This window comes from Mycobacterium sp. UM_CSW (genome assembly GCF_000455205.1).
Lineage (GTDB): Bacteria > Actinomycetota > Actinomycetes > Mycobacteriales > Mycobacteriaceae > Mycobacterium.
The window spans coordinates 101,932-115,709 of the sequence record NZ_AUWQ01000055.1; the positions used below are offsets into that span (position 1 = coordinate 101,932).

Here is a 13,778-nt window from a genome sequence, read left to right on the forward strand (position 1 = left end):
GGCGCGCGGGTTCAGCCGACCGCCTCCCTGAACGCCACGCCCTGCTGCAGCGCCTGCGCGGCCTCCGCGATGTCGAGGACGGGATAGATCTGGTAATCCAGGATGGTGGCGAATTGGCTTGTGGTCTCGACTAAGTCGGCCGGATTGTCGGTCTCGACCACGGCGAATCCGCCACCGCCGTCGACGCGCCCGACGAACTGGTGATACGTGGTGCTCTGCGGCGGCGACCACTTCGAGTAGGCGGCCAACCCCCGTCGCAAGCTTTCGTCGTTCTCCGCGGCCGTGCCGTTCAGGCGGTAAGTCCAAGACACTACGTACTTCATCGCTCACTCCTTTTCTGGTCGGGCCAACTCGGCTCTGCAGGCACGCTACGGCCGACCTGACGCGCCCGAACGAGTAGCCGAGTACTCGACTTTCAGCCGCGGCGCGCGGGGGCTACCCGCCGCCCGGTCCCGATCGCACGATCGAGGCCAGCTCCTCGCGCGATTGGGCCCCCACCCGCTGGCAGGCCCGGTAGATGTGGCCCTCCACGGTGCGCACCGACATCACCAGCTTCTCGGCGATCTGGCGGTTGGACAGACCGGCGACGACGAGTTCGACGACGTCGCGCTGGCGACCCGACAGCTTGATTCCCTCCGGGGTTCGCAGGGCCGGTGTGCAAAGGCCGCCGCACTCGTCGGCCAGTTCCCTCGCCAGCGCGGCGGCATACAGCGCGCGCTTGTGCTGCTGGCTTGCGGCGAATGCGGCGGAGGCCTGCGCCGCGGCGTCGGCGGCCACGGCCTTGTCACCGATCGCCCGGTAGGCCGCCGAGGCGGCCAGCAGGCCCTCGCCGTCGCCGCCGAGCAGAGCCTTCGCGTGCAGCGCGATCGCGTCGGCCAGCGGCAGCGACAACGCCTCGGCCAGCTCCGCCGCGCGGGCCGCCCCAAACGCGTCGCCCCACTGCGCCGCGGCCTGGATGCACGCCAACTCGTGGGTGGGCTGGCCGCGGTCGCGGGCAAGTTGTGCCGCTTCCCGCACGGCGGCGACGGCCTCGCCGAGGCGACCGCTTGCCGCCATCGCCCACCCGTCGGCCAGCGACAAGGCGGTGTGCATGAACAGGTAGTCGGCCGGCACCGCCGAGCGCGCCCCGGCCGCCGCGTCGTTCGCTTCGGCGGCCTGGCCGAGCTTGGCGTGCGCCTCGGCCAGCGCAAAGTAGCTGGCCGCACGCAAACCCGTCGTGACGGAGTGCATTTGCACTCTGGCAACCGCCTCGTGCAGCAACCGGGCCGCGTCGGTTACAGCGCCGCGGACCAGGTCGGCGTTGCCGAGCAGCAGGGCCAGGTTCGCGTAGGCCAGGCCGGGGATGTCCCGGGCCGAATCGGCCAATTGCTTTGCGGTGCCGACGAATTCGTCGATGCGCCCGGTCAGACGGCAGGCCCGGCCGTACACGGCGCCGAACCAGAACCGCAACTGCGACGCCTGAAACGACGTGGTCGCGCGCCGCAACGCCTGCTCGGCGACGCCAGGGAGGCCGTCAACCTCACCGAGTGCCCCCATCGCCATGATCAACGCGAGCGCGGCCAGCAAGGCGTGCAGGTCCGGCAGGGCAGCGAAGGCCAAGGCGCTCCGCGCCCTTTCGGCCGCCGGCTCGCAGCGCGCCGATATCGCGTCCAGGCACGCCTGCACCGCAAGGCGTTCGGCGACCTGCGCCTCGGTCTCGGGACCCGCAGCAAGTCCGTCCAAGATCACGCCCGCATCGGCGGGCTTGCTGAGGATCCACATCAGGTTGATCGCCCGGATCGTCGCCCAGTGGTGACCATCGGGGCCGTCGACCAAATCACGCAGCGCCGCCTCGGCCTGCTCGCCGCGTCCGAGCAGCACCAGGTTCATCGCCCGCACCCCGGCCGCCCCGGGCGCCCCGGCCCGCGCGGCGGCCGTCGCGAACCGGTCGGCCAGGTCCAGATCCAGCAGCGTCATGGCGTGCCGCGCCGCTTCCAGATACAGCTCGGGTTCGGGCTCGAGATCCGATTCGAGGTGCAGCAGCGTGCGGCGAACGGTGGCCTGCATGTCGGTGTCAGCGTTTTTGGCCAGCCGGCAAGCGAGCCTGCCCCGGAGCGACGACAAGTACATCTCGCCGGCGCTCGCGCGGCGCAGCTCGCCGAACAGGGGATGCGCCAGCCGGGCCATCAACCCGCCGGCCGTGCGTTCGACGCTCACCAGGCCCATGCTTTCGGCGACCGCCAGGTCCCGGCGGGGCACCAAGTCGCACAGCACATCGACCGCGAGTGGCTCGCACTGAGACAGCATGTCGACGACCAGCGCCGGCTTGGGGCTGAGCCGATCCAGCTGGCGGCCGACCGTGTCGGACAGGCTCGGCGACACCGCGACGTCGCCGTCCCATATCCATACCCCGGCGACCTGCCGCATCTGGCCCGCCGCGACCTGATCGGACAGCAACTGCCGGAGGAACAGCGTGTTTCCGCCGGTCAGTTTCCGGAACCGGGCCGCGCACCGCGCGTCGATGGGACCGCCCAGCGTGCTCTCGATCACCTCGCGCGTGGCCGCGGCCGAAAGCGGTTCGAGATCCAGGCGAGCCAGCAATCCCTCCTTCCACAACGCCGTCACCGCATCCGGTTCGTCGCTGCCGGTGCGGATCGTGACCACCAGCCGCACCCCGCCCGACTGGGCCAGCTCGTGGACGACGAGGGCGGACAAGCCGTCCAGCAGGTGCGCGTCGTCAACCCCGACCACAACCCGACCGCGCCGCTGTTGTGCGACAAACGAATTGATCACCCGCCGCACGTTCGTCAGCGGGTCCGACATCGCCTCGCCCAGCAGGCCGATAAACGCCCCGAGCGGCAGAGCCCGCGCGGATTCGGTGCCGACGAGCCACTGCGTGCGCTCACCGGAAGCCTCCGCGCGCCGCAGCGCTTCGCGGGCCAGCCAGGTTTTGCCCACACCGGCCGCTCCGGCGATCAATACGCCGGAGTGGTTGCCAGCCCCGCCCAGGGCGCGACGGACGAGCGCAAGTTCGCTGTCGCGCCCGGTCAGCGGTTTACCGCTGATCACTCGGCGACTATAACCGGTTGTCTCCGCGCCTAACAGGCCATTTCATCCGCGTTTCGGTGCCGGATCCGCGATGCCGGCGGCGAAGTTGCGTAGCCGACTACGCTATCGGCCCCCACGGTTTGCTGTGAGCATCGCTTTCGTCAGCTGGCGGATCGGCGAAGGCGGTAAGCATGATCAAGATCGGCAGTAACGCGGTGGTACTGGGAGCGAGCATGGCCGGTCTGCTGACCGCGCGGTCGCTCGCCGATTTCTTCGACACGGTGACGGTGGTGGAGCGCGACCCGCTGCCCGACGACGACGCCGGTCGACGGGGCGTTCCCCAGGGGCGGCACCTGCACGCCCTGTTGCCCCGCGGCGCCCAGGTGATCGAGGAATTCTTCCCCGGCGTGCTCGACGAGTTGGTTCTCGACGGCGCGCAGTACTTCGACGGGCGCGATCTGTCGCGGCTCCACTACAACGTGGGCGGGCATCTGCTGGCGCAAAGCGGCAGCGCCACGTCTTTTACGGCCTACTGCGCGACACGGCCCTTCGTGGAGGGGCATGTGCGTCGGCGGGTGCGCGAGATCCCCAACGTCGTGGTGCTGGACGAGCACAACATCGTCGGCCTGACCGCGACGCCCGATCGCCGTCGTGTCACGGGGGCGAGGGTGGTCAGCCGCCGCACCGGCGAATGCGCCGTGTTGAAGGCCGATTTGGTGGTCGACGCCACCGGCCGTGCCGCGCACACCCCGGGGTGGCTAGAAGGTCTGGGATACGACCGCCCGTCCGAGGATCGTGTGGTGGTGCACTTGACCTACGCGAGCCAGCGCCTGCGCATGGCCGCGGATACGCCGCACGAACTGGGTTTCCTGGTCGGCATCGTGCCGGGCACCCCCAGAGGCGTCGGCTTGCTGCACTGCGAGAACGACACGTGGATCTTCACGGTGATCGGCATCGCCGGTCAAGAGCCCGGGGGCGACCTTGAGGCGATGTGCGATTTCGTGGCCGATTGCGCGCCCGCCCACTTGCTCGACGCGGTGCGGCGTGCCGAACCGATCGGCGAGCCGGTGCGCCACAAAATGCCGTGCAGCCAATGGCGCCGTTACGACAAATTGCGCCGTTTCCCGGAGGGCCTGCTGGTCACCGGCGACGCGGTCTGCAGCTTCAACCCGGTCTACGGCCAGGGCATGACCGTGGCGGCGCTCGAGGCGCGGGCGCTGCGTGACTGCTTGTCAAGCGGCACGGAGGATTTGGCGCGGCGCTTCTTCCGCGCTGCGGCGGTCCCCATCCGCCAGGCCTGGCAGCTGTCGACCAACCCCGACCTTGCGCTGCCCGAGATCGAGGGCACCCCACCGCTGTCCGCCCGGCTGCTGAATGGGTACCTGGATCGCGTGCTCAAGGCGGCGGAAACCGACGTCGCCGCGGTGGATCAGTTCGTCCGGGTGACTTCGCTGGTCGACCCCGCGACGAAGCTGCTGCGCCCAGGGATGATCTGGCGAGCCGTCCGTGCGCGCCGACGGGCGGCCGAACAGCGGGACGGCGCCGTCAGCGTTGTTACGGAAGCGCACAGCCCGACGGATGCGGCCGATTACAGCATCCGTTCCTGGTGAGCGCCCTATCGTAAGGCGCATGACGGCCCCCTTGGCATGCCCGAGGTGCGCCGCCGAACTGCGGCCGAGGGCCAAGTTCTGCGACGAATGCGGCTCGCCGACCGCAGTCACGAGCGCGCCGGCGGAGTACAAGCAAGTCACGGTGTTGTTCGCCGACGTCGTGCACTCGATGGACATCGCCGCGGCGGTGGGCGTGGAGCGGCTGCGCGAGATCATGACCGCGCTCGTGACGCGGGCCGCGGCCGTGGTGCAGCGGTACGGCGGCACGGTGGACAAGTTCACCGGCGACGGCATCATGGCTTTGTTTGGGGCACCCGCAGCATTGGAGGACCACGCGCTGCGCGCCTGTTTGGCAGCGCTGGGCATTCAGGAGCAGGTCACCCGCTTGGCCACGGAGGTTGGGCGCCGCGACAATATCGAACTGAGGCTACGCGTCGGGCTGAATTCCGGCGAGGTTATTGCCGGTGAGATCGGTTCGGCCGCAATGGGTTACACGGCTATCGGCGAACAGGTAGGGATGGCGCAGCGGATGGAATCGGTCGCGCCACCCGGGGGTGTGATGCTCAGCGAGTCGACGGCCCGGCTCGTCGACGGCTCCGCCGTCCTGGATGCGCCACAACTGGTGCGCATCAAGGGCGTCGAGAACGCAATACCCGTGCGGCGGCTGCTCGGCGTGGCCGAGGGGCGGGGTGCTTCTTCGTATACGCCGTTGGTTGGCCGCGAGTGGGAAGTGACCACGCTGATTGCAATGCTCGACCGGGCGCTTGCGGGGCGCGGTTCGGTGGTCGCAGTGGTCGGCCCGCCCGGGATCGGCAAGACGCGGCTCACCGCCGAAGCCGCCAGGATCGCGAAAAACTCTGGGGTCGAAGTCTTTTCCACCTTCTGCGAAGCTCATGCCGTTGATGTCCCGTTCCACGCCGTGGCGCGTCTGCTGCGCGTAACCGGGCGGTTGAGTGGTCTGGATGACCAGAGCGCGCGGGGCCGGGTGCGGGAGCAGTTTCCGGACGCCGATCCGCAGGATTTGCTGCTGCTCGATGACTTGGTGGGCATCGCCAATCCCGAGGTGGGACTGCCCAAGATTGACCCGGATGCGCGGCGCCGGCGGTTGACGACACTGCTCAACTCGGCGCAGCTCGCTCGCACCGCACCCGCGGTCTTCGTGGTGGAGGACGCGCACTGGATCGACGAGGTCAGCGAATCGATGATCGCCGACTTTCTGGCGGTGATCCCCCAGACCCCGTCACTGGTGCTGATCACCTATCGTCCCGAATATCACGGGACCCTGGCCCGAGTCGGCGGAGCGCAGACCATCGGCCTGGCTCCCCTGACCGCTGCGGAAACTGCAACGCTGGTCACCGAGCTGTTGGGCGGCGATCAGACCGTGTGCCAGGTCGGCGAGATGATTGCCGAACGCGCAGGCGGCAACCCGTTCTTCGCCGAAGAGATCACCCGCGATCTTGCGGAACGCGGCGTACTCGTCGGCGAAAGCGGTCGCTATACGTGCGATGTCGACGTGGCCAACGTCAGCGTGCCCGCGACGCTTCAGGCAACGATCGCCGCCCGCATCGATAGGCTCGGCGCCCCCGCCAAACACACGCTTGCCGCCGCATCGGTCATCGGGGCTCGCTTCAACCGTGACCTGCTGGCCAGCCTGGACGTCGATCCGGCTATCGGCGAGCTGATGGCCGCCGAACTCGTCGACCAGGTGCGGTTCACGCCGCAGGCCGAATACGCGTTCCGACATCCGCTGATCCGCACCGTGGCCTACGAATCACAACTTAAGTCGCATCGCGCACTGCTGCACCGCCGACTGGCCGCCGCGATCGAAGCCGACGATCCGGAATCGACTCAGCAGAACGCCGCGATGATCGCCGAACACCTGGAGGCGGCCGGGGACCTTCCCGCCGCCTATGGCTGGCACATGCGGGCGGCAACCTGGGCAACCAACCGCGACATCAACGCGGCGCGACTCAGCTGGGAGCGCGCCATGAGTATTGCCGACGCCCTACCCGACGATTCCCCGGACCGGTTGGCCATGCGAATCGCTTCACGTACGTTGTTGTGCGGGACGGCCTTTCGTGTCCATGCGAATGTTGGCGACGCGCGATTCGAGGAATTGCGCCAGCTCTGCACCGCCGCCGGCGACAAGGCGTCGCTGGCTGTCGCGATGGTGGGGCGTTTGGCCGAGCATGCATACCGGGGCCGGGCGCGGGAGGCCTCGCGGCTGGCAGCCGAAGCCTGGACCCTCATCGAGTCGGTCGACGATCCGACACTCACCGTGGGCCTCTCATCCGTGCCGATCTACGCGAAGATGGAGGCCGCGGACTACTCTGACGTGCTGCTGTGGTCGCAACGGGTGGTTGACCTGGCCGACGGTGATTCGTCGCGGGGCGACTTCATTCACGGATCTCCGTTAGCCCTCGCCCTCACCAGCCGAGCGCTTGGCCGGTTTTGCCTCGGTCGTCCTGGTTGGCGCGATGACATTCGGGACGGCATTGCCATGGCGCGCGACGGCGACCCCTTGACACACGCCGCGACCGTCACCTACGCCTACGGCACGACAATCCCGACTGGAGTGCTGAACCCCGATGATTTCGTGATGCACGAGATCGAAGACGCCCTACACGGCGCGGAACGATCCGGAGACGATTTCGCGCTGGCCCACGCCCAGGTGACGCTGGCGATTGCGCTGGTCCACCGTCCAACAGTTGCCGAGCGTCACCGCGGCGAGCAGCTCTTAGCGGATGTTCACGACACCTTCTTGCGCGATCAACACCACTTAGGCGATTTGGCTGTAGTTGACGCATATTTGGCACGTGAAATGGCTCGACGTGGCGACCACCATCGCGCGATACCACTAATGCGCGACACCACCGAAAACGTCATCCGTGACGGACAGCTGCTGGGATGGGGCATCGTTACGACCGGGGTTCTGGTGGAGACCTTGCTCGACCGCGGGACCGACGGCGACTTGGTGGAAGCCGAGGACGCGACCGATCGATTGGCGGCGGCGCCCTTCGACGACCGCCATGCGTTGCGCGATATCCTGCTCCTTCGGTTGCGCGCCCTGCTGGCCCGGGCTCGCGGCGACGACGCGACCTATACCGAATTCAGAGATCGTTATCGCAAGATGGCGAGAACTCTTGGCTTCGAAGGGCATATCGTCTGGGCAGACGCGATGCCGTGACCGCATTAAGCGTGAGGGTAGGCCGGCGGCAGCGGCATCCCGAGCGCGGCCATGACGGCGCGCGCCCGCGTCGGGAAGTCGGTGATGATGCCGTCTACGCCGTATCCGATCTGGGCGCGCATGGCGTCGGCGTCGTTGACCGTCCACGGAATCACCTCGAGCCCCAACGAATGCGCGTGATCGACGTAGGGCTTTCCGGTGACCAGCGCATAGTTTGGCGAGACGGCGTTGGCGCCGACCAGCAGCGCCCCGAGCATCGGGTCGCCGACGGCGCCGGCGTCGACGCCGTTCAGCCACGGCGAGCCCGGCACCCAGGTCTCCTCGTTGTACAAGGCCACCAACGGGATTGACGGCTCGGCCCGGTGCACCATGGGCAGGGTTCGCCAGTCGAAGCTCTGGATCTCCACGCGATCGACCTTGCGGCCGGCGCGAACCGCGGCCAGTATCACGTCGACGAATTCCTGCGGTTCGGCCGACGAGCCCGGGTGGTCGGCTTCGACCTTGGTTTCGACGTTGTAGCGCACGCCCGCCCGGTACGAGTCGGCGAGCGCGAAGACCTCCGGCAGCGTCGCGATCTTGTTGCCGCGCACCACCTCCGCGTCGGGGAACTCGGCGAGCCGCTTGCCGCAATCGAGCGTGCGGATCTGCACCAGGGTGAGCTCGTGCACCAACTTACCGACGTAGGGGTAAGCCGGGTCGCCGGCGAACGCCGGCCCGGTGTCGGAGCACTTATCCGCCTGGATCGTCGGGTCGTGCCACACCAGCGGCTGGCTGTCCTTGGACAGGACGATGTCCAGTTCCAGTGTGCTGACGCCAAGTTCGAGCGATTTGGCGAATGCCCGCAGCGATTCCTCGGTCGTCTCGCCCCGCCCGCCGCGGTGTGCCTGCAGGTCGAATTTGGGCGCTTCCGCGGAAGCCGGCCCGGCAAGCAGCACCGTCAGCGAAAGCAGCACCACGGCCCACATTCGCGAGCAGACGCAAAAGCCCCCAAATCTTCGGCGTGTCGGGGGCTTTTGCTGGGGGCACCTCCCGCTTGCGGGGGACTGCTCGGCCAGAGGACTCAGCCCCTGCGCTGGCGGGCGATTTCGGCCAACACCACCCCGGCGGCCACCGAGGCGTTCAGCGATTCGGTTCGGCCCGCCATGGGAATCGAGACGACCTGGTCACAGGTCTGCCGCACCAACCGGGACAGCCCCTTGCCCTCCGAGCCGACGACCACCACCAGCGGGTCGGTGCCGTCCAGGTCGTCGAGCGTGGTGTCGCCGTCGGCGTCCAGCCCGATGACGCGCAACCCGCCGTCGGCCCAACCCTTAAGCGCCCGAGTCAGATTCGGTGCCCGCGCCACCCGCAGCCGCGCCGCCGCCCCGGCGCTGGTGCGCCAGGCCACCGCCGTCACCGACGCCGATCGCCGCTGCGGGATCAGCACGCCGTGACCGCCGAACGCCGCGACCGAGCGAACAATGGCGCCGAGGTTGCGGGGATCGGAGATGTTGTCCAGCGCGACCAGCAGCGCGGGCGGCGATCCGGCCGCGGCCGCGAGCAGGTCGTCCGGGTGGGCGTAGTCGTACGGCGGCACCTGCAGCGCGATGCCCTGATGCAGGTGATTCGTGGTCATCCGGTCCAGGTCGGTGCGCGGCACCTCGAGGATCGCGATGCCCAGATCCGCTGCGCGGGAAACGGATTCGGTGAGTCGCTCGTCGGCCTCGGTGCCCAGCGCCACGTAGAGCGCGGTCGCGGGGACGCCGGCGCGCAGGCACTCCAGCACCGGGTTGCGGCCCAGCACCGTTTCGGTCTCATCGGTGCGCTTGGTGGGTCGGCGCGGCTGCGACTGGGCGCGCCTGGCGGCGGGATGGTTGGGGCGCAGGTGCGCCGGCGGGGTGGGACCGCGGCCCTCCAGCCCGCGGCGGCGCTGGCCGCCCGAGCCGACGGTCGGGCCCTTCTTGGTGCCGGATTTGCGTACCGCCCCGCGGCGCCGCGAGTTGCCGGCCATCTACTTGACGTCACCGCCCAGCGTCCACTGCGGGCCGTCGGCGGTGTCGGTGACCTCGATGCCGGCGTTCTTGAGCCGATTCCGGATCTCGTCGGCGAGCGCCCAATTGCGTTGCTGGCGAGCCTTTTCCCGGTTTTCGATCTCGGCCGCCACCAGCACGTCGACGGCGGCCAGCGCGGCCGACGTCTCGTCGCGGGTCTCCCAGCGTTCGTCGAGCGGGTCGCAGCCCAGGATGCCCATCATCGCGCGGATGGCGCCGGCGTGCTTCAGGGCGCCCTCGTGGTCGCCCGAATCCAGCGCCCGGTTGCCTTCGGCGCGGGCGTGGTGCACCTCGGCCAGCGCGATCGGCACCGCGAGGTCGTCGTCGAGGGCCGCGGCGAACTTGGGCGTCCACTCGCCCGGCTCGAAGGCGCCGACGCGGCTGCGGACGCGGTGCAGGAATTCCTCCACTCCCACATAGGCTTTCACGGCGTCCTGCAGGGCGGTTTCGGAGAATTCCAGCATCGACCGGTAGTGGGCGCTGCCCAGGTAGTAACGCAGTTCGGCCGGGCGCACCCGCTGCAACATCGCCGGGATGGCCAGCACGTTGCCCAGCGATTTGCTCATCTTCTCGCCGCCCATGGTCACCCAGCCGTTGTGCAGCCAGTAGCGGGCGAAGCCGTCCCCGGCGGCGCGGCTTTGCGCGATCTCGTTCTCGTGGTGCGGGAAGATCAGGTCCATCCCGCCGCAGTGGATGTCGAATTCCGGCCCGAGGTAGGTGCGCGCCATCGCCGAGCATTCCAGGTGCCAGCCGGGACGCCCGCGGCCCCACGGCGAGGGCCACGACGGCTCGCCGGGCTTTTCGCCCTTCCACAGGGTGAAGTCGCGCTGGTCGCGTTTGCCGGTCGCCACGCCCTCGCCTTGGTGGACGTCGTCGACCCGGTGCCCGGACAGCGCGCCGTATTCCGGATAGCTGAGCACGTCGAAGTACACGTCCCCGTCCGCCGCGTACGCGTGACCGGTTTCGATCAGGCGTTCCATTAATTCGACCATCTGGGTGATGTGCCCGGTGGCCCGCGGCTCCGCCGACGGCGGCATGACGTCCAGGGCGTCGTAGGCGGCGCTAAAGGCCCGCTCGTAGGTGGCCGCCCACTCCCACCATGGCCGGCCGGCCGCGGCGGCCTTGGCCAGGATCTTGTCCTCGATGTCGGTCACGTTGCGGATGAACGCCACGTCGTAGCCGCGGGCGATCAGCCAGCGGCGCAGGATGTCGAAGGCCACCCCGCTGCGGACGTGTCCGATGTGCGGCAGGCCCTGAACCGTGGCGCCGCAGAGATAGATCGAGACGTGCCCGTCGCGCAGCGGAACGAAATCACGCACGGCACCGGCTGCCGTGTCGTGAAGCCGCAAATTGGGGCGATCGGTCACGACGTGCCAGCTTACCGGGTACTTCGGGGCGCCCGGCCGAGCGCGTGGCCTACAGGACGCTCACTCGATTGCGCACGACGAGCGCGGTCGCGATCGCGGCCAACCCTTCGCCGCGCCCGGTCAGACCCAGCCCGTCGGTCGTCGTCGCCGACACCGAGACCGGCGCCCCCACCAGACGCGACAGGACCTCCTGCGCCTCGGCGCGCCGCGGGCCTACCTTGGGGCGGTTGCCGATCACCTGCACGGCGGCGTTGCCGACCCGGTAGCCCTGGCGGGAGACGAGCGCGACGACGTGGCGCAGCATGTCGGCGCCGGTGATGCCTTTGACGCGCGGGTCATCGACGCCGAACACCGCCCCAACATCGCCCAACCCGCCGGCCGACAACAGCGCATCGCACAGCGCGTGCGCGCCCACGTCGCCGTCGGAGTGGCCGGCGCAGCCGTCGTCGTCGGGAAACAGGAGCCCCAGCAGCCAGCACGGCCGCCCGGGTTCGATCGGGTGCACGTCGGTGCCCACGCCGACCCGCGGCAGCTCGGTCACCGCCGCACGACCGTTTGCGCCAGCAACAGATCCAGCCGGGTGGTGATCTTGAAGGCGAGCGGGTCGCCGTCGACCACCTGGACCTGGCCGCCGACCTGTTCGACCAGCGACGCGTCGTCGGTGAAATCGGCGGTCCCCGCGCGCTCGTAGGCGCGCAGCAGCAGATCGGTGGCGAAGCCCTGCGGCGTCTGCACGGCGCGCAGGCCGGCCCGCTCCGGCGTGCCCAGGACCACCCCGTTGGCATCCACGGCCTTGATGGTGTCAGACAGCGGCAGCGCGGGCACGACGGCCGCGTGGCCGGACCGCAACGCGTCGACCACCCGCACGATCAGCCCGGGCGGCGTCAACGCCCGGGCTGCGTCGTGCACGAGGACGAATTCCGGAGACGTGGGCAGGGCGGACAGCGCCAGGCGCACCGATTCGGTGCGCTCGGCGCCGCCTGCGACGACGACGGCCCGGTCACCCAGCAGCTGCCCGGCCTGGTCGATGCGGTCGGCGGGCACGGCCACCACGACGTGGTCGACGGCGCCGGAATCCAGCAGCCCGGCGACGGCGCACTCCAGCAGGGTGCGCCCGTCGAGTTCGCAGAACGCTTTCGGGATGCCGGCGGCCAGCCGTTGACCCGACCCGGCGGCCGGGACGATTGCAACTACTTTGCCCGGGACGCCGGTTTCGTCGGCCACCAGAGCGTCAGGGCCTTCAGGAAGCGGCGGCCAGAACCTCGTCGAGGATGGTCTCCGCCTTGGCGTCGTCGGTGCTCTCGGCTAGCGCCAGTTCACCGACCAGAATCTGGCGGGCCTTGGCCAACATGCGCTTCTCGCCGGCGGACAGTCCCCGCTCCTGGTCGCGGCGCCACAGGTCGCGCACCACCTCGGCCACCTTGTTCACATCGCCGGAGGCGAGCTTTTCCAGGTTGGCCTTGTAGCGGCGGGACCAGTTGGTGGGCTCTTCCGTGTGGGGAGCGCGCAAAACCTGGAAGACCTTGTCCAGGCCCTCCTGGCCAACAACGTCGCGAACACCGACGTACTCGGCGTTTTCGGCGGGTACTCGAACGGTCAGGTCACCCTGCGCGACTTTCAAGACGAGATACTCTTTTTGCTCCCCTTTGATGGTCCGGGTTTCAATCGCCTCGACTAACGCAGCACCGTGATGTGGATAGACAACGGTGTCGCCGACCTTGAAGATCATCTGATTCGAGCCCCTTTCGTTACTTCATGCTAGCACGGCGGCCCTAGGCGTGCGGAACAACGGTGCAGGTCAGGGGCACAACACGGGCGGATTAGGGGTTGACAGGCGGAGCTGGACGTGCAAGGGGTCACACTACGCCGGTCCCGATCGGGCCCGCGCAGCCACCCCTGCGAGGCCCTGCCGCGCTGGTCCGGTGCCCTGCGCTACCGTCGCGAAGACCTTCCTACTACTGTGCATAGTTGCATAGTCGAACCACTGACATGGTGGGTCCGCCGAGCAGGAGGCTTTGAGTGAACCGCTTCGCCGTCGTCGGTCTGGTCGCCCTGGTCGCCGCCCTGCTCAGCGGTTGCGGAGCCGGCCAGATCTCCCAGATGGCCACCCAGGAACCGGCAGTCAACGGCAACAAGGTCACGGTCAACAACGTGGCGCTGCGCGACGTCCGGATGCAAGCCGTCCAGACCGGCGACTTCCTGCAGCCGGGCAAGACGGTGGACCTGGTGGCGGTCGCCGTCAACCAGTCACCCGACGTCCCGGACCGGCTCGTGAGCATCACCAGTGACGTCGGCGCCGTGACGATCGGCGGCGACGGCCGGCTGCCCGCGGGCGGCATGCTGTTCATCGGCACGCCCGACGGCCCGAAGGTGGCGCCGGGCCCGATCGAGTCCAACAACGCGGTCAAGGCGACGGTGGCACTGGCCAAGCCCATCAGCAACGGCCTGACCTACAGCTTCACCTTCAACTTCGAGAAGGCCGGGCCGGCCACCTTGCTGGTCCCGATTTCGGCGGGAGTGGGCGCACAACCCGCCTGACTCGGCCTGTCTTTCCGGG

At 69.0% G+C, this 13,778-nt stretch carries 11 protein-coding genes; 3 read left to right on the forward strand and 8 right to left on the reverse strand.

Translation table 11 applies throughout. The features are described from left to right. Window positions 1-11 precede the first annotated feature (11 nt). Together N415_RS19240 and N415_RS19245 are read right to left on the reverse strand one after the other, a co-directional pair. Window positions 12-323 carry a DUF3303 family protein gene (locus tag N415_RS19240; RefSeq protein WP_068131308.1) on the reverse strand — a complete coding sequence of 104 codons (312 nt, stop codon included), beginning with the start codon at window positions 321-323 and terminating at the stop codon, window positions 12-14. Window positions 324-435: 112 nt separating this feature from the next. Next, window positions 436-3,048, reverse strand: coding sequence for a LuxR family transcriptional regulator (locus tag N415_RS19245; protein WP_068185445.1), 2,613 nt, complete (start codon window positions 3,046-3,048; stop codon window positions 436-438). A 170-nt stretch (window positions 3,049-3,218) separates the two neighbouring features. On the opposite strand from N415_RS19245, the gene N415_RS19250 reads away from it, so the two are divergent. Beyond that, a complete protein-coding gene (locus N415_RS19250; RefSeq protein ID WP_068185448.1) occupies window positions 3,219-4,637 on the forward strand; it encodes a 2-polyprenyl-6-methoxyphenol hydroxylase-like oxidoreductase in 1,419 nt (472 codons plus the stop codon). 19 nt (window positions 4,638-4,656) lie between these two features. Beyond that, on the forward strand, window positions 4,657-7,824 hold the full coding sequence (locus N415_RS19255) for an adenylate/guanylate cyclase domain-containing protein (RefSeq protein WP_068185451.1): 3,168 nt from the start codon (window positions 4,657-4,659) through the stop codon (window positions 7,822-7,824). Window positions 7,825-7,829: 5 nt separating this feature from the next. Here N415_RS19255 and N415_RS19260 read toward each other — a convergent pair whose 3' ends face one another. The 6 genes from N415_RS19260 to carD all read right to left on the reverse strand — a co-directional run bounded on the left by N415_RS19260 (window position 7,830) and on the right by carD (window position 12,950). Then, window positions 7,830-8,789 carry a glycerophosphodiester phosphodiesterase gene (locus N415_RS19260; protein ID WP_068185455.1) on the reverse strand — a complete coding sequence of 320 codons (960 nt, stop codon included), beginning with the start codon at window positions 8,787-8,789 and terminating at the stop codon, window positions 7,830-7,832. 95 nt (window positions 8,790-8,884) lie between these two features. After that, window positions 8,885-9,814: a 23S rRNA (guanosine(2251)-2'-O)-methyltransferase RlmB gene (gene rlmB / locus N415_RS19265; RefSeq protein WP_068185458.1), complete on the reverse strand. Its 930-nt coding sequence runs from the start codon at window positions 9,812-9,814 to the stop codon at window positions 8,885-8,887. Continuing rightward, the gene (gene cysS, locus N415_RS19270; protein WP_068185459.1) at window positions 9,815-11,221 is read right to left on the reverse strand and encodes a cysteine--tRNA ligase; all 1,407 of its coding nucleotides are present in this window, start codon (window positions 11,219-11,221) and stop codon (window positions 9,815-9,817) included. A 49-nt stretch (window positions 11,222-11,270) separates the two neighbouring features. Next, complete coding sequence (gene ispF / locus N415_RS19275; RefSeq protein ID WP_068185462.1) at window positions 11,271-11,762, reverse strand: 2-C-methyl-D-erythritol 2,4-cyclodiphosphate synthase; 492 nt, start codon at window positions 11,760-11,762, stop codon at window positions 11,271-11,273. Then, window positions 11,759-12,445: a 2-C-methyl-D-erythritol 4-phosphate cytidylyltransferase gene (gene ispD, locus N415_RS19280; protein ID WP_068185465.1), complete on the reverse strand. Its 687-nt coding sequence runs from the start codon at window positions 12,443-12,445 to the stop codon at window positions 11,759-11,761. The genes ispF and ispD overlap by 4 nt, the downstream gene beginning before the upstream one ends. Before the next feature lie 16 nt (window positions 12,446-12,461). Further along, window positions 12,462-12,950, reverse strand: coding sequence for an RNA polymerase-binding transcription factor CarD (gene carD / locus N415_RS19285; protein ID WP_003419482.1), 489 nt, complete (start codon window positions 12,948-12,950; stop codon window positions 12,462-12,464). A gap of 290 nt (window positions 12,951-13,240) precedes the next feature. Here carD and N415_RS19290 point away from each other — a divergent pair, with 290 nt between their 5' ends. Then, window positions 13,241-13,759, forward strand: a complete 519-nt coding sequence (locus N415_RS19290; RefSeq protein ID WP_068185468.1) for a hypothetical protein — start codon at window positions 13,241-13,243, stop codon at window positions 13,757-13,759. The last annotated feature ends 19 nt before the right edge of the window (window positions 13,760-13,778 follow it).

Coding starts and splice junctions, on each gene's coding strand:
- N415_RS19250 (WP_068185448.1), top strand. CDS start 3,219: ATGATCAAGATCGGCAGTAACGCGGTGGTACTGGGAGCGAGCATGGCC.
- carD (WP_003419482.1), bottom strand. CDS start 12,950: ATGATCTTCAAGGTCGGCGACACCGTTGTCTATCCACATCACGGTGCT.
- N415_RS19255 (WP_068185451.1), top strand. CDS start 4,657: ATGACGGCCCCCTTGGCATGCCCGAGGTGCGCCGCCGAACTGCGGCCG.
- N415_RS19240 (WP_068131308.1), bottom strand. CDS start 323: ATGAAGTACGTAGTGTCTTGGACTTACCGCCTGAACGGCACGGCCGCG.
- N415_RS19260 (WP_068185455.1), bottom strand. CDS start 8,789: ATGTGGGCCGTGGTGCTGCTTTCGCTGACGGTGCTGCTTGCCGGGCCG.
- rlmB (WP_068185458.1), bottom strand. CDS start 9,814: ATGGCCGGCAACTCGCGGCGCCGCGGGGCGGTACGCAAATCCGGCACC.